The following is a 19,315-nucleotide window of genomic DNA, read 5'->3' as shown; positions in this document are numbered from 1 at the left end:
CTTGTGGATGATCAGGGAAAAAGGGCGCGCACGCGGTCAAGGTCGGCGGCGGTGTCCACACCTGCTGCGGGCGCTTCTGCCGCGCAATATACCGCAATCTGCACGCCGCGCTCCAACGCCCGCATCTGCTCCAGGGATTCAATCAACTCCAGCGGGCTGGCGGGCCAGACGGCGTAGTCCTGCAAAAAGGCATTGCGGTAGGCGTAGAGACCGAGATGCCGCCACCAGATGCCCGGGGTTTGCGGCAAAGTCTGCCCGCTGCTCAGGGGGAAATGGCTGCGATCCCAGGGCATGGGGGCGCGGGAAAAATACTGGGCGCAGCCGTCGGCATCGAGCGCCAGTTTGACCACGTGGGGATCGGCCAGATCATCCCAGTGGGTGACGGGGACGGCGGCGGTGGCCATCTGCCGCTGCGGATGGTCCAGCAGCAGCTGGGCGGTGGCGTGCAACAGGGCGGGCGTCATGCCCGGCTCATCGCCCTGCAGATTGACGATGACGGCGTCGTCGGCCAGTCCCAGCAGGCGCGCGGCTTCCGCCAAGCGCTCGGTGCCGCAGACATGCTCCGCGGCGGTCAACAGGGCTTCACCGCCATAGCTGCGGATGCAGTCCACCACTTCGGGGTGGTCGGCGGCTACCACCACCTGCGCTGCGCCGCTTTCCAGCGCACGCCGCCGCACCTGCTCGATCATGGGGACGCCGCCCACATCCAGCAACACCTTGCGCGGCAGGCGGGTGGAGGCCAGCCGGGCGGGAATCAGGACGCAGAAGCTCACGCGGGCTTGTCCTCGTAGGGCTTGGCCTCGTCAATGAGCAGCACCGGAATGTCGTCGCGGATGGGATATTGCAGGCGGCAACACGGACAGCAGAGGGCCTGACGCTGGGCGCAGGGTTGCAGACTGCCTTTGCATCGCGGGCAGGCGAGCAGGTCCAGCAGACGGTGGTCGATACTCATCAGCTTCTCCAGGGCAGTAATGATCGCTCCAGCCAGGGCTGAAAGGATGGCTCCAGCTCCGCTTCGATGCGCAGGGTCCAGTCGTCGGCCTGCGCGAACTTCCGGCATTTTACGGCATCCTTGGCGGTCATGACGAGGGGGCGGGGCAAATGGGCGATGTCGCTGGCGCAAAAGGGGTGGTGGTCGGAAAAAAATCGGGGGTCAGGGAAGGCGCCCAGGCCCTCCAGGCTCGCGATAAAACGCTGCGGTCGGGCGATGCCGGAGACCGCCGTTACGTGCTGCCCTTGCAAGCTGTCGAGGCTGCGGGTACGCGTGGGGTCGTTCACCGCTACGAGGTCTTTGGGCTGGATGCGGAAAAGAAAACGGGGTGGCCGGTTGCGCTCCGGGATGGCTGCTGCTGCGGCGGTGTCCATGAGCAAGGCGTCGGCATGGAGCATGGCGTCCGGGCGCTCGCGCAGGGGGCCGGCAGGGAGGCAATGGCCATTGCCCAAAGGGCGGGGGCCGGAGAGCACCAGCAGACGCAGGCTGGGCTGCAGGGTGAGGTGCTGGAAGCCGTCATCCAGTAGCGCGAGGTTATAACCATCCGCCGCCGCCGCGGCAATGGCGCGATGGCGGTCGGGGCAAAGATAAACCGCTTGGGTTTGCCCCTGCTCCTGCGCCAGCAACAAGGGCTCATCCCCCGCCTGTTGGGGGCTGTCGTCGTGTTGCACCCGATAGGGCCAGTGCGGGGGCCGGGCGCCGTAGCCACGGCTGATGATGGCCACTCGCCAGCCCGCTGCGGTGAGTTGCCGCGCCAGCGCCGCCACCAGCGGCGTTTTGCCGCTGCCCCCTACGCCCAGATTACCGACGACAATGGTGGGGATGCTCGCCGCCCTGCCCCGTATGTGCCGCCGCCGCCATTGCGCCACCTTGCCGGTCAGCGCTCCCAGAGGCCGCAAGGCGGTGGCCAGCGGCCCGCCCTCCTGCCATTGCTGCTCCAGGGTCCGGCGGAGGGTCACCAATCAAAAACCCGCTGCAAAAACTCCGGCAGGCGCTCGCCCGCGTGACGGCGTTCCTGCCAGAAAATGCGCCGGGTGGCGTCGCCGCGCTGGCGGGCGACCATCACATCCCCGCGCAGGGCTTGCCAGTGGTCGAGAATTTGCGCGGGGTCCTCCAGGGCGAGGATGGTGTCGGCGTCCAATTGTTCGGCGGCGTTCAAAGTCACGCCGGGGCTGACGCTGATGGGCCGGGAACCGGCATAAACCTGCCACTGCAACATCGGGGAGGCGGTCTGCAGATGCACCGCCTGCGCCGCCGCCGACAGGGCCGGATACCAGCGATCATCATCGACGGCGACCACCGCTCCGGCGGGTAAGGACGTGCGCTGCCAAACGGACAGCCTGGGCAAATCCGCGGGCGCGTCGGTGCCGCCGAGAAATAGTAAGCCCCTCCGGGACAGGGCCGAGGCGGCCCAGGCCTGCCGCCATCCGGCCCATTGAGCGGCGCTCAATCCCTGCGCCCACCACAGCAGGCCCTCGTCGGTACCGCTGATCATGGCCCGGAAGTTGGGATCGACCTGGGCGATGGTGAATAGGGTGGCGAAGTCCACGGGTTCCTGAACGGCTTCGGTGATGCCACGCCCGGCCCAGGCCCCGGCCTGACGCGTATCCCGCGGGTAGACAGCCTCCAGCGGCGCCGGAATCTGCGAGCCGGGATCAGCCGCCATCAGCACGGCGGGTATCTTTCCCCAGCCCAGGGCGGCGGCAAGCCGTGGTCTGGGCGTCCGACCCAACGCCAGATAACGCAGGGGCGACAACCGCTCCAGCACCCGTCCCACCGCTTGGGGGTGGTCGCAAGGCCCGAAACCATAGCCGAGCCGCTCGGCACTCTCGGTGTGCTGTTTCAGGAGGGCCGGGTACTCCGTCTCGAAAGTCATCACCATGCGCAGATCACGGCGCTTTTCGGCGATGGCTTTCGCCAGCTCAATACCCAGTCTTTGCTGATCAGCATCGCTGAAGCTCTGCATCCACAGGATAGGACCGCGCTCGCCCGGAGCTTTGATCCAACCCCAACGGGCATTCGCCTGCGCCGTCCGCCCGGCGCGTGCGTCCCGCCAACTGGCCCAGCGCGCGCGCAGCAGGCCATTTTCGTAATACGTCATGATATCTTGTCTTGCATTTCAATCCGCCCGACGCGTGCATCGGCGCGTTGCCGCAAATCAATCATGGTCGCCTCAAGCGTCTGCTGCAAAGCGATCAGAGTATCCTTATCGGCGTCGCGCGGGATCCGCAGCGGTTCGCCCCAGAGGATCACCCCGCGCGCGCCCGGCAGCGGCAGCAGAAAGCCATCCCAACTGGCGAAACGTTTCGCCCAGCGTGCCGAATAGGTTACCGGCACGATAGGCAGACCGGAAATGCGCGCCAATTCGATAACGCCCTCTTGCAACACTTCGCGGGGGCCGCGCGGACCATCGGGGGAGATGGCCAGGTCGTACCCCGCATGGGCGGCCCGCAGCATCCCCCGGGCGCCCTTGACCGCCCCGCGCCGGGTTGAACCGCGCACCGCGCCGTAACCCCAGTGCGCCATGGTGGCGGCAATCAGTTCGCCGTCCCGATGTTCGCTGACAAGGATTTTTATCCTACGTCCGCCCACCCGCCAGTAGGCATGGGCGACCATAACACCCCGCCCATGCCAGAAGGCCAGCAGGAAAGGCTGTCCGGCCTCGATCAGGGCGCGGACGCTGGCATCCCCCTCCTCGTGCCAGCGCACACTGAGGGCCATACCTTTGATGATATAGGCCGCCAGTGCGGCCACCACGCGTAAGGAACGCCCTTCCAGCCGCACGGGTCAGTGATTGCTCAGGGTTGCGAAACTGATCCGGGTCAGGCCAGCTTCCTGCGCCGCGTCTAATACATCGATGACGTACTGCTGCGTCGTATTCTTGTCCGCGCGCAGGACAATCACCCGTTCGGGATCTTTGGCCGCCAGCGCTTTGAGTTGTCCGGCCAGATCGGCCATAGACATAACCTGCTTATTCATGCGCACCTGGCCGCTCGCGCTGAGATCGATGGTGATGGGCGATTTCGGCTCACCGGCGGCGGCCTGCTGGGCTTTAGGCAATTGCATGGAGAGATGGGACTGGTGCACAAAGCTGCTGGTGACCATGAAAAATAACAGCAGCACCAGCACGATATCGACCATGGAGATCACATTGATCTCCGGCTCTTCACTCACCCGCGGGCGCAGATTCATTTTTCAGCCCCGCTGGCTATGAGATTCACCAGTTTCAGGGCCTCTTTTTCGAGGGACAACACCAGCGTATCGACCTGCCCTTTGAAATAGCGATAGAACATCAGGCTGGGGATGGCAACGATAAGGCCGCTGGCGGTGGTGATAAGCGCCTCGGCGATGCCGCCCGCCAGCGCCTTGGGATCACCCGTGCCCACCATGCCGATAGCCGCAAAAGCGTGCATGATACCGAACACGGTTCCGAGCAGCCCCAACAGGGGCGCCACCCCGGCGATACTGCCGAGAAAGTTGAGGTAGCGGTCGAGATGCGCCACCTCATGACGACCGGTCTCTTCCACCGACTCTTTGATCACGTCGCGCGGCTGTCCCGCATCCTGCAGAGCCGCCAACATCATCCTGGCCAAGGGCGTGTCGTTTTCATAGAGTAACTTGACCGCCTGTTGTACCTTACCCACCCCTACCAGCTCGGCTATCCGGGCCGCGAGATCACGCGGCGCGACACGCCCCCGCCGCAAGACCCAGAGACGATTACCCGCGATGGCCAAAGCCACAATTGCCGCCAATATGAGAATCGGCAGAACAAATCCGCCCATTTTAAATAACCCCAGCAACTCTTGCACATCGCCTCCAGAACCCGTTCGATTGTGACGAAGCCGGAATATAGCATATCGCCCAGGAAACGGCAGCGACCGGCCCCGTGCAGACGTCCGTGTTCAGGCGCCGGGTTGCCAGTAGGCGGGCGCTGGTGGCAGGGCACGATGTAAGCGCCCGCCCTGCCAGGTCCATGTGCCCGACTTGCCCTCGCCCAGGTAAAAGACCCGCGCCTGCGCTGCCGCAGCCGATAACGCCGCTCTTTCCGTGTTGCCCAGACTGGCGGGGGCGAAGATGGCCTGCACACGATGCAGCGTGGCACCGTGCTCCGCCGCAAGCCGCTTGACCGTCGCGGCGTCGGCGTCCCCCAGAATAAGCACATCGGGTCCGGCGCCCCAAGTCACCATGCAGGGCTGGACAGGTGCACTCAGGGTCAGAAAATGCATTCCTGTCGGTGCCACGCCGTCGGCCCGACAGAAAGCCGGTGCTGGCGGTCCGCCGGGATAGTCGCGGGCTCCGGCAGGCCACCACTGACGAGCCGCAGCAGGCTGCGGCTGGGGTGCGGAAATGTCGCTGCGCAACCACGCATCCACCCGCGTCACGCCCTGCTGGCGCAGCGCCGCCGTAAGCGCGAGGCCGCCGCTGCGGCGACTGGCCGCCTTCCAGAGATTTGCCGAGAAAATACCGCTCTGTGCCCCTTTCTGCCAGAACAACAGCATGCCCGATCCCGCATCCAGAGCACGCAATTCCAGATCGGTGGTGTCGCCGGCGGGGATCAGGAGCGGCACCATGCCCAGCAAAGCCAGTCGGCGCCCTGGCCAGCCCACCGGCAGGAAAAAGATGCTGAATCCCAGCACCGCCGCCAGCAAGGCCCAGGTGCGACCAGTACCCGTGCTGATCCGGGCAAAAGGAATGTGCAGCAAAACACGGAGGAGCGCCGTCACTGCGTCCATTTCCAGAGCCACCAGATGAAAAAACAGGCGACTGAGAAGTTCCAGATCCAGCAGCGCGAACAGGGCGCCCAGCAAGGCCAGCGGCACGGCCAGCAATTCCACCAGCGGAATCACCAACACATTCGCAACGGGGGAAATCAGGGATACCTGTCCGAAGAGTCCCGCCAGCAGGGGCATCAAGGCGATGGAGACTGCCCATTGACTGCGCAACAGCGCGCGCCAGCCGGCTTCGCCGTAGCCAATGGCCACCAGCGCCGCCACCGCGCCCAGAGACAACCAAAAGCCCACATCCACCAGCGCGCCGGGATTTCTCAGCACAATCAGCAAGGCAGCCAGGGACAGTCCCTGCCAGGCATTGTTGGGGCGTCCCAGCAGATGGGCGAGGGCCGCTGCGCTGATCATCCAGGCGGCGCGTTCGCCGGGGATCTGCATACCGGCAAAACTGGCATAGGCCCAGGCCGCCGGGATACTGCAGAGGATACCCGCCGTCTGCGCCGGCCAGCGGGCGACCAGCCAGGGGATACGCCGCCACAGCCACTGACTGAGCCACAGGGCCAGTCCGGCGACCACGGCCACGTGGGAGCCGGAGATCACCAGCAAGTGGGCGGTACCCGTATCCCGGTACACTTGCCAAATCTCGGGCGGGAGCTGGTTACCGACACCGATACTCAGCGCCTGTACGAAGCCCGCCGCCTCATGGTCCAGCGCCATATTGCTGGCATGGAGCACTACTTCACGGGCCGCCGCGATATGGTCTTGCAGATTCCAGCGGGAAACCGGTAACAACCGACCACCCTGCAGCCGCGCCACCCCGCCCTCCCCGGCCCAGAAACGCTGGCGGGCGAGATCGGCAAAGGGGCTGCCGGGTAAACTCGCCAGAGATTCGCTGCGCAACCGCAACTGCCAGCGCTGCCCCACTACCGGCACCTCCGGAAAATTGCCGTGAATGAGCAGGCTGGCGGGCCGACCACTCGCCGAGGCATCCGCCGACCAGTGCTCCGGCGTCAAAAGAAAGCGATATTCCCGACCTCCCAACTGGGGTATGGAGACAATGCGGCCCCGGACACTGAAGTCCTGATCCACCGGCCAGTGCACAGCGAGACGCAGATCGGCCTGCCAGATGCCCCAGGCAAAGGCCCCCGCCACGGCCATCAGCAGCAGCGCAGGCCGCCATTTCCAAGCTAGGAGCAGTCCGAAAAGCATCACGGAAAGTGGAATCCACAAAGCGGGCAATTGCCGGAAGCTGTGAAAAAATCCCAGCCCCAGCCCCGCTGCGATGGCCAAAAACGGTAGTGACGGCCAGGATTTGGCCCAGGGCGGCAGCTTGGCTACACTAGCCCCCTTATGACCTAGGAAATATCGCATTGCGCCTACCTGCATTCTGTCGCCTTCCCACCCGCGAGGACATCCTTAGCAAACGTCCATTGGGACGCTTTACGCATTTTCTAGCCCGCCCGGTACTGTGGCATCCCCATCGTCACAACGTCGCGCGCGCCGTGGCCATCGGCACCTTTGTTGGCAGCCTGCCTTTTTTTGGCCATGTTCTGAGCATCTTGCTCATCAGCCTCTGGCGTCGCGCCTATATTCCCATCGGCGTCGTCATGCCCTTCATAGTGACCGGCCCCTTCACCATCGTGCCCTTTTTCTTCGCATCCTATGAACTGGGGTTCTGGCTGCTCAACCAGTTGGGGCTGGCCCCGGCTATCACCATCCATTATGCGGATATCCACGCGATGTTCCATGGTCAGATCAGCATGATGATCATGGGAGACCGCCTCTGGCACGCCTATCTGCTCACTTGGCTGGGCAGCGTCATCCTCGGCGGGGGACTCGCCCTGACACTGTATTTTGGCGTGCTCGGTGGCTGGCGGCTCTGGATACTGTGGCGACTGCGCCGTCGTCGCCTGCACCGCGGTCGGTTTTAATGCAGGGCTTTCAGGGGCAGTAAGACGCCATCTTGCAGCCGGAGCACGCGCCCCATGTGCGCCGCCAGCGCTGGCTCATGGGTGACAATAACCAGTGCCGTGCCCATTTCCTGATTAAGGTCGAGCATCAGTTGGTGGACGCTCTCCGCCGACTCACTATCTAGATTGCCGGTGGGTTCATCGGCGAGGAGCAGCGCCGGACGGGTAACCAGGGCACGCGCCAGGGCAACCCGTTGCCGTTCGCCACCGGAGAGCATGCCGGGCTTGTGGTCCAGGCGCTCGCCCAAGCCGACGCGGGTCAGAATTTCCTTACCCCAGGGCTCGACAGAGTGGCGCGACACCCGGCGTATCAACAGCGGTAGCAGCACATTCTCCAGCGCGGTGAACTCGGGCAGCAAACGATGCAACTGATAGACGAAACCGACACTCTGGTTACGTAAGCGGCTGCGCGCCGACTCGCCAAGTTTGTAGACCTCCTGCCCGAGAATCCGCACCTCCCCCCCCGACGGGCGTTCCAGACCGCCCATGAGGTGCATCAACGTGCTCTTGCCCTGCCCGGAGGCCCCCACAATGGCTACCCGCTCGCCGTGACGAACTTCCAGATTTATGTCGCGAATGACTTCCAGATGTTCGCGGCCAATGGCGAAGCTCTGGCGCAGGTGCTCGACGGAAAGAATGATCTGCTCACTCATAACGCAGGGCCTCGGCAGGGGCGATGCGCGAGGCACGCCAGGAGGGATACAACGTCGCTATCCAGCTCATGATGAGCGCGGCAATAGCCACATGGATCACATCCCAGGGCTCCAGCTTGGAGGGTAACTGGCTGATGGAATAAACCTCCGGCGAAATGAATTGGACGTGAAACAACTGCTCGATGGCTGGTACCAGGGTCGGAATATTCAACGCCAGCAATACCCCGAAAAAGACACCGAGGAGCGTGCCAAAGAGTCCGATGATTCCACCCTGCACCATAAAAATAAGCATGATGCTATGCGGCGTTGCGCCGATGGTGCGGAGAATGGCGATATCCGTCTCCTTATCGGTGACCACCATCACCAGTGTCGCCACGATGTTGAAGGCGGCGACGGCGATGATGAGCGACAGGATCACAAACATCACCAGTTTCTCCATGCTCAGTGCCTTGAAGAAGTTCTCATGGGTCTGGGTCCAGTCCTGGATATAAAAGGCGGCGCCGAGCTGTTGTTGCAGACGGGCTGCGAAGGCCGGGGCGGCAAAAGGGTCTTTGATCTGCATGCGTAAGCCAGTCACGCCCTGATTCAATCCGTAGAGCCGCTGCGCGTCGCCCAGGCTGATATAGGCCATGCCGCTGTCATAAGCGTAAATACCGACGGAAAAGAGTCCGACCACCGTGAACTGGCGCAAGGCGGGGGTTACCCCCAGCGGGGTGACCCCACCCTGGGGAGAGATCAGGGTAATTTTGTCCCCCACTGTCACCCCCAGTTGCCGCGCCAACGCACGCCCGAGGACGATACCCCAGGGATGGGTCCGCAGGGATTGCAAGTCACCCATTTTCATGTCGCTGGCCAGCTTGTTGACGCGGCTTTCCAAAGACGGATCAATACCCTCGATGACCGCACCGCTGACCAGTCCGTCGTGGGAGAGCATGGCCTGCGCCTGCACGTAGGGCGCCATACCCGTCACATCAGGAATCGTCGAAAGACGCTTTACCGCCGTCGGCCAGTCCAGCACCGGCACGCCGTTGCCCTGAATGATCACATCCGAAGTCACCGCCAGAATCCGTGCACGCAAGGTATGGTCAAAGCCGTTCATCACCGCCATGACAGCGATCAGGGCCGCCACGCCGATGACCATGCCCATGATCGCCGTGCCGGTGATGAAGGAGATGAAGTGATTGCGGCGCTTGGCGCGGGTGTAACGCAGCCCGATCCAGAGCTCGTAAAACCTCATGGCTGTTCCGGCCGCAGATGGGGAAAGAGAATCACCTCGCGAATGCTGGGCTGATCGGCCAGCAGCATGACCAGACGGTCGATGCCCAGCCCCACCCCCGCCGTCGGCGGCATGCCGTATTCCAGGGCGCGGATATAGTCGGCGTCGAAGCACATCGCCTCATCGTCCCCGGCTTCCTTCGCCTCCACCTGCGCCCGGAAGCGGGCGGCCTGGTCTTCGGGATCATTCAACTCGGAGAAGCCGTTGGCCAACTCGCGGCCGGCGATCATCAGCTCGAAACGATCCGTGACCTCGGGGTCGAGATCATTACGGCGCGCCAGCGGACTGACTTCCAGGGGATACTCGGTGATGAAGGTCGGCTGTTGAAGATGGCCTTCCACCGTCTTCTCGAAGATTTCGATGAGACGCTTGCCCCAGCCCCAGGCGGGCTGACAGGGCAGGTGCAACTGCGCGAGCTTAGCCGCCAGCACTGCGGGGTCCCGCAGGTCGGCATCCGCCAGATCGGGGTTATGGGCACGCACTGACTCCGTCACCGTCAATCGATGGAAGGGTTTGCCGAGGTCAATCTCCAGTCCTTGATAGCTTATCGCCGTCGTGCCCAGGGCCGCCTGTGCCGCGGCGCGGATCAGGGTCTCGGTGAGATCCATCGCGCGCACATGGTCGGCATAGGCCTCGTACCATTCGAGCATGGTGAACTCGGGGTTATGGCGGGTGGAGATGCCTTCATTGCGGAAGTTGCGGTTGATCTCAAAGACCTGCTCAATGCCGCCCACCACCAGCCGTTTGAGGTAGAGCTCCGGAGCGATACGCAGGTAAAGGGTCATGTCGAGGGCATGGTGGTGGGTGACGAAGGGCCGTGCCGTGGCCCCGCCGGGGACGGGTTGCATCATGGGCGTCTCCGCCTCATAAAAGCCGCGCTGGCGCAGACCATCGCGCAGGGCCGCCACCGTTTCGGCGCGAATCTGGAAGGTGCGGCGGGTGGCTTCAGTGACGATCAGATCGACATAGCGCTGGCGGAAACGGGTTTCCGAGTCGGCGAGTCCGTGCCATTTTTCCGGCAGCGGGCGCAGGGCCTTGCTCAACAGTTGGAGGCTATGCACTTTGACCGAAAGCTCACCGGTCTTGGTGCGGAACAAGATGCCATCCACACCGATGATGTCGCCGAAATCCAGGCCCTTGAAGCGCGCGTAGACTTCTTCGCCCAGGTTATCGCGGCTGACAAAGAGTTGAATACGCCCGGACTGATCCTGAATGTCGGCGAAACTGGCTTTACCCATGACCCGGCGGCTCATCAGCCGCCCGCCGAGCCGTGCCTCGATGGGTTCCTGCTCCAGGGCCGTGGCGTCCATATCGCCATAACGCTGTTGCAGATCGCCCGCCAAGGCGTCGCGACGGAAGCCGTTGGGATAGGCATGGCCTTCGCTGCGCCAGTGCCCCAGCTTGTCGCGCCGCACCTGCATCTGGTCATTGAGTTCCTGATCCACCATCCATCCCCTTCCTGCAAAATACTGAGTGACTACCGCTTACAATCCGGCCTTCAACGCCGCTTCAATGAACATATCCAGCGCCCCATCGAGCACCTTCTGGGTGTCGCCCACTTCGATCCCGGTGCGCAGGTCTTTGATCCGCGACTGATCCAGCACATAGGAACGGATCTGATGACCCCAGCCGATATCGCTTTTGCTGTCTTCCAGCGCCTGCTTTTCGACGGCACGTTTCTGCATCTCCAACTCATAGAGTTTGGAGCGCAACATGCGCATGGCCTCGGCCCGGTTCTTGTGCTGCGAGCGGTCGGTCTGGCAGGCCACGACGATGCCGGAAGGCACGTGGGTGATACGAATGGCCGAGTCGGTCTTGTTGACGTGCTGACCGCCCGCCCCGCTGGCCCGGTAGGTATCCACCTTGAGGTCCGCCGGATTGATATCCACCTCGAAACTATCGTCAATCTCGGGATAAATAAAGACGCTGGCGAAGCTGGTATGACGGCGATTGCCGGAATCGAAAGGCGATTTGCGCACCAGGCGATGGACGCCGGTTTCGGTCCGCAACCAGCCGAAGGCATGGTCACCGCGCACATGGATGCTGGCCGACTTGATGCCCGCCACTTCGCCCTCGGAGACCTCCACCAGCTCCGCCGCAAAGCCATGGGACTCGGCCCAGTGCAGGTACATGCGCAGAATCATTTCCGCCCAATCCTGCGCCTCGGTGCCGCCCGCGCCCGCCTGAATATCCACAAAGCAGTTTGCCGCATCCTGCGCGCCGGAGAACATGCGCTGGAATTCCAGCTTCTCGACCATGGCCAGAGCGGTGGCGAGATCCGCATCGACAGCGGCGAGGAGTTCTTCGTCCTGCTCGCTCAGGGCCAATTCAAGCATCTCGCCGCCATCGGCGAGGCTCGCGGTGAGCTTGTCCATGGGCGTGATGATGGCTTCCAGGGCAGACCGTTCGCGACCCAGCTCCTGGGCCTTTTCGGCGTTGTTCCAGATGATCGGGTCTTCCAGCTCCCGTTGAACTTCCTCTAAGCGACCGCGCTTTTCTTCGAGGTCAAAGATACCCCCTCAGGCCCGCGACACGGACCTGGAGATCGTCGCGCAGCGCACGCATCTCATTCACTTCTCTCATGATTCTTCCTTTTCCATCAGGCTGCGTCAGGATCATACCAGCGCGCACCTCGTTGCCCCGCACGCAAAGGCCGTAATTATGCGCAGTTTCGGCGCCGATCTCCAGCAGTGTTTCGACAGGGTTGGAAGGGCATCAAAAACGTCCATTCCATCCCTGGGACCCTGCAAGGCGATTTCGTTTCCACGGGGCGAGTATACACCACCCGCTCTCCGCAGTGAGTGCATGAACGGTGCGGATGACAGTGCTTTGGGGTTGTCGTTGGGCTAGACTAAACGCATGAACACTGCAGGGGAATGTGCCATACCTATTTCAACTGGAAAATCGCTGTGCTTGCCTTGGGTATTTCGGTACAACAGTGGCTACGGCAATTTACCAGGCCCACCCGATGGCCTACCCCCAGGAGGTCCGAGCGCGCCTTAACCACCCCAACAAAACGATCCGCTCATTAAAATGGATAACTCGTTGCCCGCGACGCTTATGCACCTCGATTCACTCCCAATCGGGGGCATGCGGCATATGATCAATATTTGTAATAAAAATTCCCACAATTAAGGTGACCTATGGCTATAGAAACCAACATTTTTGAAAAAATAGACTTCGCAAACGCTACAAAAGTAGTGCGTCCGACTTTAGGTAATGAGGCACCAATCGCACTATTCAGGCTGGTGCGCCTTATCCTTCTAGAGGATATGTTTGGTGTTAGCTCTACGGCACAAGCATACCTATCAGGAAGACACCTTGGGTATAGCCTTGGATTAAAAGATCTAAGCCAATTTGTAGAGTTATGCGAACAACTTAAAATAGGAGTTGTAAAAACTGGGGAAAATGATAAAGGGCAACTGCATATTGATGTTTACGAGTGCGTTACCTGCTCTGGAATGGAACCTGTCGGGCGCACCCTGTGTTCTTTCGAGGGCGGTTTGATTGCCGGCGTAGCAGAGGGCATATTTAAAAACAAGGTTAACGTCCGCGAGGTTACTTGCATAGGTGGACTTGGACATGAATCATGTGGCTTTGATGTAATACAGAGGTAATGGTAACGCAATAGAATGATACATGAGGTCTAAATTGATGCTTGCCGGGTCTTTGTTGCGGATGCCGCCTAAGAAGCCATGATAACTGTTACCGTTGCTCATTCGCAAAAGCGCATTAGTGAGGGGATCGGAACACCTTCCGTCAAGCACCCTCGCCGACCAACGCAGCATGCCGAATACGCAACTGCAAGGTGATTGCATCCCGGAACGTATTCACATCCAACTCGTAAGCCATGAGTACCGTCTGCCCACTCCCACCGGGCAGATGCCATTTTCCACGGCACCGAACCAGATGGCGTCGTAATCCGTCGAGTCCATTTTCACGATCAATTTCAGATGGCTGCCGTCTCCCACCGGGCGGATCTGTTCAATATGACCGTGGCTTCTGAAAACGGGGTGCTCCCATTGACGACCAAAGGGTTCCAGGGCCGCCAGTTCTTCCACAAGGGCGAAACTGGACGGCACCGCAAGTTCGCCGTCGGTGACCACCTCCGGACCGAGACAACGATCATCCAGCGCGCGTGCCGCTATACTTGCCCACGCCTCTGCAAAGCGCTGCAGACCATCCTGCTTCAAGGTCACCCCGCCAGCGCCCGCATGGCCACCCCAGGCGGTAAAATCATCGGGATAACGGTCGGCTATCTCCGCCAAGGCATCCCGCACATGAAAGCCGTGCACGGTTCTCAGAGAGGCGGTGATATGTTCGCCCTCGGCTTTCGGCGAGAAATAAGCGACCGGTCTACCGAAAGACTCCGCCAGTCGCGCCGCACAAATGCCGTAGACACCCGCGTGGCCTTCCGGGTCGAATATCGTAATGGCCGCCGCGCCATCCCGAACCTGCTGTGCCGCCTGTTTTGTGCTTCTTTGCAGCATGTTCGACTGGACCGCCTTACGTTCGGTGTTGTGCTCCACGAAATGCTGCGCCAGTTCTTCCGCGGCTGGAGCGTTATCACTCATAAGCAAATCAACACTGCCCAGTGCCGAATCCAGGCGCCCGCAGGCATTGATGACGCGAAATGAAAGGCCAGGATGGCCGCGGTAATGGGCCCTTTGCAATGGCTGGCTACGTACAATGCCTGCCAGGCGGGCCGCGCCGCCGGCGAGTTCATGATCGCCAGGCCGCGGGCGATAATCGCCTTGTTATTGGTGGACCGCGCCAGATTGACGCAATCGGCCATGGTTCCCAGGGCAACCAGGTCCAAAAGACCGCCGAGTTTTGGCGCACTGGCGGGAAGGTCGCCGTCCCGAATCAGCCGCTGGCGAACCGCACAGCACAGCAACCACGCCACCTGCACGCCAGCGATGTAAGGATCGGGAAATGCCGAATCCTCGCGCACCGGGTTTACACAAGCCATGGCCGCAGGGGGCGGCCCGGATGCGGGCACGCCGTGATGATCCGTGATGACGACGATAAAACCATGATCCCGCAGCCTGGCGATCCGTTCATTATCCGTGCTCCCCTGATCCGCGGTAATAATCAAGGCGGGGCGGGGGGCCTCGGCAATAATGCGGTCGGTCAGGGTTTCGGTGACGCCGTAACCGTCCCGCAGACGATGGCCGATATAGCTGTGAATCCGCGCTTCCGACACGCCGAAATAATCCCGGAACGCAAACTTCAGCACCGCATGGGCCGAGGCGCCATCCGCGTCAATATGTATTTATTTTGTTCACAATATTTTATTTATAACAATATAATCATCATGATATGTAAATAAAAGTTATAATACGTGTTTATGAACACCAATACGAAGTAAGCGAATCAAGCCCCCATAAAGCACAAGCATTCATCGTCTGGTCTAGGAGCACTCCCCGCTGTGTCCGTCCTACCGTAGGAAGAGGCACCCATTTCTATAGTCTGCACGACTCCCAGCATGAAGGTGCAACAATCCGTATTTAGGCCTTTAGTTATTATAGAAATAGTCATTCTTTATCCTTTTTAAGGACGGTGACAACTACTCCGCCAACAATAAGCTTCACAAAGAGAACCAACATCAGTAGATATATAATATATTTAAAGCTGATATCTATCCCAAAAAATTTAAATGAAAAATATATGATTACCCCGACTGCTGGCGTGATGCTAAAAAATAAAAAATATTTTACTGCCTTCGCCTTAGTCTTTGACAGTTTCATTTCTTCCCCAATTATCTGTTGAGTGATAACATTTATATTGTAATTGTTAGTACCTGTTTAATTGCCGCAACAGTGCTGCAATTGCCTATCATTTACGCAGGCTGCTTGTTCCCAAGAAAATCGCACGAAAGACGGGATCACCTCGCACCTGATGGAGGACGGCGGCCGAAACGTGACCAATCCAATAAACCCATGCAACATAGGAAATCTCTCTATGGACTCCAGAAAGCATGGTAAAAGCAGCGGCACCGGCTGAGGACGAAGATGCGCCGCGCCCACCGGGGATTACAAGAAAAATGAGTACGCCGGTAACCGCCAAGCCGGTCATGGAGAGGATTCCAATGCCATGCCAGAATCCGGGCAGACCAACGGTGCGTCCCGCCTGCGGTAGTTTCCCTTTAAATAGAGCCAGAATGTCTGTCTTTATTACCGATATTCCGTCACTGTTCCATGGGAAAAGAATTTTTGACTGTCCATCAGCGTAGATCCATAGCCACTCTACCATGAGGACAGTTGCGGCCAAAAGACCAACCCATTCATGAATAATGAAGTACAGTCTGGTATTCGGATCTGAGACCCAGAAGCCATCGAACAATTCAAATGTCAATGTGGTGGATAGACCGACATGTAACAACCTTGTGCCGCTATCCCAAGCGGTTTTTTGCATAATTGCCTCCCTCTTTCGTTATTCGCCTCATCTATGTTTGGCTTGCATACCCAATAATGGATCGCACCCGCTGGTCATCGTATATTTTGCTCTCTACCTTGCAATACACCGCGTTCTCATCCGGGAAAATTGCCACTTCTACTACTCCAGGCAATTGCAGAAGCTGCTGGGTGAGTTGCGCGTTATCCTGGCTATCGGCAGGAAGAGGAAATATCCTGGTGGCGACATAACGTGGCTGCTGCATCGTGAACGCCACTATCAACCAGATAAAATAGATGGCCGCCACGGCCCAAAAGACATCGCTGTAGTTGTGTTGACCGGGCAGATAAAGTAATCCTCCCAACAAACCGCCACTGAATGCCCCTAGAAACTCCGCCGTGGTATACACGCCAGTGGCCGTTCCCTTGGCACCCGGATGACAGAATTTGGCCACCAGTGAAGGTAAACTTGCCTCCAGCACGTTGAAACCCACAAAAAACAGAAACAGCGCGATGGCAATGGACCAGATGCTGTGATTGGAAAGCGCCATCCAGGCGACAGCAGCCAACAGAATCGCGATCGCCAGCACAAAGACTTCTCGGAGGCGATGCTTGGCCTCACCGATAATGATAAGGGGGATCATCGCCACGAAAGAAAGCAGCATGACCGGGAGGTACAACATCCACTGATCTGTCCCAGAGAGGAGAGGATGCTGCGGATCAATGAGTACCAGCGGAAGCACCACGAAGAGCGCCGTCAACCCTGTATGGAGTGAAAATATACCAAAGTCCAAACGGAGCAGGTTGGGATTCCTTAATACGTCCTTCAGTGCAGCAGGGTTCATTTCGGCATCACGATGGAAACGTGCCGGGACATCCGGTATCACCTTGTAGAGCACGCCGATGGCGAGAATGGACAAGGCAGCCGTTAACCAAAAGATTCCTTGTACCCCAATCCATTGGGCTAACGGCGCGGATAACACCAGTGACACACTAAAGCTGATGCCAATGGTAATGCCGATAGTGGCCATAGCCTTGGTCCAGCGTTCTTCGCGCACCAGATCTGCGGTGAGCGCGATGATGGCGGCGGCTACGGCACCTGCACCCTGTATGATTCGCCCTATCAACAACCATTCGATGCTGGTGGCCTGTGCGGCGATAACGCTGCCAATGGCAAAAATAAGGAGTCCCGCCGCAATGACGGGTTTCCTGCCCCACTTATCTGACAGCCTACCGAAGGGGATTTGGAAAATGGCCTGGGTCAGGCCGTAAGCACCCAGAGCAACGCCAATGAGTATCGGATGACGTATTGCCCCATGCAATCCGTGGGCATATACGGAAAACACCGGTAATACCAGAAACAAACCAAGCAGGCGTAAGCCAAATATTCCGGCCAAGGCAATAATGGATCGACGTTCACGTCCGTCCAGAGCGTTTTGTGGAGTAGTCATATTCATCCTTATCTAGGGTTATTTGGGCTATTATTAATGAATTACTGATTACTTATTAATTAGATTTAAATAGCTTTATTGTCATTGCATTCCACTGCCCGCCTATCTTTACGTAGGCCTCTTTTGCTATTGCGCAAGAATGTAAGGACATATCGGGGTTATGCTTGGCACACCAACTGAGTTGAACATGAAGCGCTTCAGTATTTTTCGTTCTTGAAAACCATGCCACGCTTTTATGCGGATATGGCGACTCATTAGATGTCACACCAGAGCACCCAGCCAAAAACAACATAGAAAACAAAAAAACAGCGACAGCGTTGCGGTATGACATGGCTAGATACCTTATCATGGTTCACATTCCAGTTTATTGACAAGATATGATGTTGTTGGTTCCCACGTCATCTCAACCGGGTAATTTATTTCACCAAATGAAGCTTGGTTGTATGGGATGTAAGGATTATTTGTCATCCATTTTCTCTTCGACGATGTAATGGTTTTCAGGAACGGGAAGCCCCTCGCGATGCAATGGCAGGGTATAAATGCTGTCCTGCAGAAACACACGGCGTACGGCAAAAGCAGTCAGGGCTGTCACCATGGCCGGCAGCAGAACATGGTAGTTTTCGGTTAACTCCACCACCATCACGGGCGCACTGAGCAAAGCCCCGGTGGTGGCCGCCACCATGCCAGCCATTCCACACAGGGCGAACAAGGCCGCCAGATGCGGGACACCGATGATGGGTTCCAGAAGCATTCCTAAACAACTGCCAAGTGCGGCCCCCATAAACAGGGAAGGCGAGAAAATCCCCCCGGAACCACCGGTACCGATCGTCAGACTGGTCGCTATGGCCTTGAGGGCCAGCAAAAGTAGCAGGAGCAGCGGCCAATGCATCTGATTGAGCAATATGCCGGATATCCCGGCATAGCTGCCGCCGATCAAATAGTAATGGCCCGTCAGCCGACAGGTGATATAGAGCAGGATGCCCACCAGCAGCATGCCGGACATATGGCGCGCATAAGGATTTTGTAGCCGTTTCCGACTGTAGGCATCGACACGGTCCATCAGCCGGATAAAACCGAGACTCATCAGTGCCATGAGACTGCCCACCACGGCAAAAGTCGGCAACATGAGGCTGCCGTTCCAATGGCTGATGTAGGCATGGGCAAAGAGATGACCGCTCCCGAACACCTCCTGCGTCACCCAACTGGCAGAGGCTGTTGCCACGAGTGTGGACAGGACGGTCCAGGGCCGCCAGTCGGGCACGATCACTTCCATGGCCAGAAACCACCCACCCAGAGGCGCATTGAATACGGCGGCGATACCAGCACCGACACCACAACCCAACAAATGGATACGTCGGTGATCCGGCACCCGAAAAAGATGTCCTACCAGGGCACCGATAGCGGCACCGAACTGCATGGCCGGACCCTCGCGGCCAGCGGAACCGCCCGTGCCAATGGTGATGGCTGTTGCCACCGGTCGTATGATCGCAATCACCGGCCGCATATGGCCCCGATCGGCATGCACCGCACGTAGTACCTGGCTGACACCGGCACCCTGTGCTTCCGGCGCGATGTTACGCACCAGCACGGTTACCAGCAGGGCGCCGATCACCGGCACAAGAATAATCCATGCGCCCCACGGGGAGACGGGAGTATGTTCCCGTGCGTTTTGCGCAATATCAAAAGTGCCTAAAATCGCTGCATTATGAATGCCGGCAATCAGATAATGGAAAAGTACGGCACCCAGCCCGGTCAATAAACCCACTCCGGCACCCAGCAGAATCAAACCAGGACCTTCGTGATGCGGCTCAAAACTGCTATGAAACCATGCGGAATGTTCCATCAGAGTACC

The 19,315-nt window shown here is 59.3% G+C and carries 19 protein-coding genes; 2 read left to right on the top strand and 17 right to left on the bottom strand.

Features of this window, described 5'->3' with window-relative positions:
• Window positions 1–11 precede the first annotated feature (11 nt).
• From kdsB to PJU76_RS03065, 8 genes are all read right to left on the bottom strand, one after another.
• Window positions 12–773 (bottom strand): 3-deoxy-manno-octulosonate cytidylyltransferase, encoded by a 762-nt coding sequence (gene kdsB, locus PJU76_RS03100; protein WP_271780442.1) that lies wholly within the window; start codon window positions 771–773, stop codon window positions 12–14.
• Window positions 770–952, bottom strand: coding sequence for a Trm112 family protein (locus PJU76_RS03095; protein WP_271780441.1), 183 nt, complete (start codon window positions 950–952; stop codon window positions 770–772). The genes kdsB and PJU76_RS03095 overlap by 4 nt, the downstream gene beginning before the upstream one ends.
• Window positions 952–1,950, bottom strand: coding sequence for a tetraacyldisaccharide 4'-kinase (gene lpxK, locus PJU76_RS03090; protein WP_271780440.1), 999 nt, complete (start codon window positions 1,948–1,950; stop codon window positions 952–954). The genes PJU76_RS03095 and lpxK overlap by 1 nt, the downstream gene beginning before the upstream one ends.
• Window positions 1,947–3,092, bottom strand: coding sequence for a hypothetical protein (locus tag PJU76_RS03085; RefSeq protein WP_271780439.1), 1,146 nt, complete (start codon window positions 3,090–3,092; stop codon window positions 1,947–1,949). The genes lpxK and PJU76_RS03085 overlap by 4 nt, the downstream gene beginning before the upstream one ends.
• Window positions 3,089–3,775, bottom strand: a complete 687-nt coding sequence (locus tag PJU76_RS03080; RefSeq protein ID WP_271780438.1) for a lysophospholipid acyltransferase family protein — start codon at window positions 3,773–3,775, stop codon at window positions 3,089–3,091. The genes PJU76_RS03085 and PJU76_RS03080 overlap by 4 nt, the downstream gene beginning before the upstream one ends.
• Before the next feature lie 3 nt (window positions 3,776–3,778).
• Complete coding sequence (locus tag PJU76_RS03075; protein ID WP_271780437.1) at window positions 3,779–4,183, bottom strand: ExbD/TolR family protein; 405 nt, start codon at window positions 4,181–4,183, stop codon at window positions 3,779–3,781.
• Window positions 4,180–4,800, bottom strand: coding sequence for a MotA/TolQ/ExbB proton channel family protein (locus tag PJU76_RS03070; protein WP_271780436.1), 621 nt, complete (start codon window positions 4,798–4,800; stop codon window positions 4,180–4,182). Before PJU76_RS03070 ends, PJU76_RS03075 begins: the two co-directional genes overlap by 4 nt.
• Window positions 4,801–4,893: 93 nt before the next feature.
• Window positions 4,894–7,089 carry a ComEC/Rec2 family competence protein gene (locus PJU76_RS03065; RefSeq protein WP_271780435.1) on the bottom strand — a complete coding sequence of 732 codons (2,196 nt, stop codon included), beginning with the start codon at window positions 7,087–7,089 and terminating at the stop codon, window positions 4,894–4,896.
• On the opposite strand from PJU76_RS03065, the gene PJU76_RS03060 reads away from it, so the two are divergent.
• Window positions 7,089–7,649 (top strand): DUF2062 domain-containing protein, encoded by a 561-nt coding sequence (locus PJU76_RS03060; protein ID WP_271780434.1) that lies wholly within the window; start codon window positions 7,089–7,091, stop codon window positions 7,647–7,649. The genes PJU76_RS03065 and PJU76_RS03060 overlap by 1 nt on opposite strands.
• Here PJU76_RS03060 and PJU76_RS03055 read toward each other — a convergent pair.
• The 4 genes from PJU76_RS03055 to prfB form a co-directional block, all read right to left on the bottom strand.
• A complete protein-coding gene (locus PJU76_RS03055) occupies window positions 7,646–8,341 on the bottom strand; it encodes an ABC transporter ATP-binding protein (protein ID WP_271780433.1) in 696 nt (231 codons plus the stop codon). The two genes, PJU76_RS03060 and PJU76_RS03055, sit on opposite strands and share 4 nt — an antisense overlap.
• Window positions 8,334–9,578: a lipoprotein-releasing ABC transporter permease subunit gene (locus PJU76_RS03050; RefSeq protein ID WP_271780432.1), complete on the bottom strand. Its 1,245-nt coding sequence runs from the start codon at window positions 9,576–9,578 to the stop codon at window positions 8,334–8,336. The genes PJU76_RS03055 and PJU76_RS03050 overlap by 8 nt, the downstream gene beginning before the upstream one ends.
• On the bottom strand, window positions 9,575–11,065 hold the full coding sequence (gene lysS / locus PJU76_RS03045) for a lysine--tRNA ligase (RefSeq protein WP_334212475.1): 1,491 nt from the start codon (window positions 11,063–11,065) through the stop codon (window positions 9,575–9,577). Before lysS ends, PJU76_RS03050 begins: the two co-directional genes overlap by 4 nt.
• A 36-nt stretch (window positions 11,066–11,101) precedes the next feature.
• Window positions 11,102–12,200 (bottom strand): peptide chain release factor 2 gene (prfB, locus tag PJU76_RS03040; RefSeq protein ID WP_271780431.1). Its coding sequence is split into 2 segments (ribosomal slippage): window positions 11,102–12,124 and window positions 12,126–12,200, totalling 1,098 coding nucleotides; the frame shifts between segments, so codons are not numbered across the junction.
• Window positions 12,201–12,760: 560 nt separating this feature from the next.
• On the opposite strand from prfB, the gene PJU76_RS03035 reads away from it, so the two are divergent.
• The gene (locus tag PJU76_RS03035) at window positions 12,761–13,234 is read left to right on the top strand and encodes a V4R domain-containing protein (protein WP_271780430.1); all 474 of its coding nucleotides are present in this window, start codon (window positions 12,761–12,763) and stop codon (window positions 13,232–13,234) included.
• Window positions 13,235–13,447: 213 nt separating this feature from the next.
• Here the strand turns inward: PJU76_RS03035 and PJU76_RS03030 are convergent, their stop codons facing one another.
• The 5 genes from PJU76_RS03030 to PJU76_RS03010 form a co-directional block, all read right to left on the bottom strand.
• Window positions 13,448–14,191, bottom strand: coding sequence for a DHHA1 domain-containing protein (locus PJU76_RS03030; protein ID WP_271780429.1), 744 nt, complete (start codon window positions 14,189–14,191; stop codon window positions 13,448–13,450).
• On the bottom strand, window positions 14,188–14,856 hold the full coding sequence (locus tag PJU76_RS03025; RefSeq protein WP_271780428.1) for a DHH family phosphoesterase: 669 nt from the start codon (window positions 14,854–14,856) through the stop codon (window positions 14,188–14,190). The genes PJU76_RS03030 and PJU76_RS03025 overlap by 4 nt, the downstream gene beginning before the upstream one ends.
• 599 nt (window positions 14,857–15,455) lie before the next feature.
• Window positions 15,456–16,034 carry a cytochrome b/b6 domain-containing protein gene (locus PJU76_RS03020; RefSeq protein ID WP_271780427.1) on the bottom strand — a complete coding sequence of 193 codons (579 nt, stop codon included), beginning with the start codon at window positions 16,032–16,034 and terminating at the stop codon, window positions 15,456–15,458.
• 31 nt (window positions 16,035–16,065) lie between these two features.
• Window positions 16,066–17,463 (bottom strand): MFS transporter, encoded by a 1,398-nt coding sequence (locus PJU76_RS03015; RefSeq protein ID WP_271780426.1) that lies wholly within the window; start codon window positions 17,461–17,463, stop codon window positions 16,066–16,068.
• Window positions 17,464–17,920: 457 nt separating this feature from the next.
• Window positions 17,921–19,306 carry a chloride channel protein gene (locus tag PJU76_RS03010; RefSeq protein WP_271780425.1) on the bottom strand — a complete coding sequence of 462 codons (1,386 nt, stop codon included), beginning with the start codon at window positions 19,304–19,306 and terminating at the stop codon, window positions 17,921–17,923.
• Window positions 19,307–19,315: the final 9 nt, after the last annotated feature.

Source organism: Acidithiobacillus ferriphilus (assembly GCF_028215975.1).
Taxonomy (GTDB): domain Bacteria; phylum Pseudomonadota; class Gammaproteobacteria; order Acidithiobacillales; family Acidithiobacillaceae; genus Acidithiobacillus; species Acidithiobacillus ferriphilus.
This window is presented reverse-complemented; position numbering and strand designations above follow the sequence as displayed.